The organism is Arthrobacter sp. B1805 (assembly GCF_002929745.1).
Classification (GTDB): domain Bacteria; phylum Actinomycetota; class Actinomycetes; order Actinomycetales; family Micrococcaceae; genus Arthrobacter_D.
Genome location: NZ_PJIQ01000059.1, coordinates 1 through 781 on the forward strand (window position 1 = coordinate 1; position 781 = coordinate 781).

The 781-nt window shown below is 67.2% G+C and carries 1 protein-coding gene; it reads right to left on the reverse strand.

The annotated features are described in order from the left end of the window. A partial coding sequence (locus CXQ96_RS17885; protein ID WP_146070950.1) for an HAD-IC family P-type ATPase occupies positions 1–781 on the reverse strand: 781 nt, incomplete at both ends.

Sequence of the window (781 nt, forward strand, 5' to 3'; positions counted from 1 at the left end):
GAGGTCGATCCGACGCAGCAGCTGCGCGTTCAGGGCCACCACGATCGTGGAGACACTCATGAGGACCGCGCCGGCGGCGGGGGAGAGCAGGATCCCCGCGAAGGCCAGCACCCCGGCGGCCAGGGGGACGGCGAGCACGTTGTATCCGGTGGCCCAGATCAGGTTCTGGATCATCTTGCGGTAGCTCGCCCGGGACAGGTCGATCATTGCCAGTACCGATCGGGGATCGTTCCCGGCCAGGACAACGCCCGCTGATTCCATGGCAACGTCCGTGCCGGCGCCGATCGCGATGCCCACTTCGGCGCGGGCCAGGGCAGGGGCGTCATTCACGCCATCGCCGACCATGGCCACTTTCAGCCCGCGGGACTGCAGTTCGGTGACCTTGGTGTCCTTGTCCTGCGGCAGGACATCGGCGAATACCTCGTCAATGCCCAGCTCCGCGCCGACGGCGTCTGCGACCTGACGCGCGTCCCCGGTGATCATCGCGACCCTCACCCCGCGGGCCTGCAGCGCCTTGACTGCTGCCCTGGATTCTTCGCGGACCTTGTCCTCGAGCCGCACCGCGCCGATCACGGAGCCGTCGCGGATGATGTGCAGCACGGACGCTCCACGGCCCACCCATTGCTCCACCGTCGTGGCGATGTCGACAGGGGTAGCGAGGCCGAGCTCCTTGAGCATGTTCGGTCCGCCCACGGACACCTGATGGTTGTTCACTGTCGCTTGGACACCGCGTCCGGTCATGGACGCGAAACTCGTGCCCGTGTAATCAAGGCTGACCGCG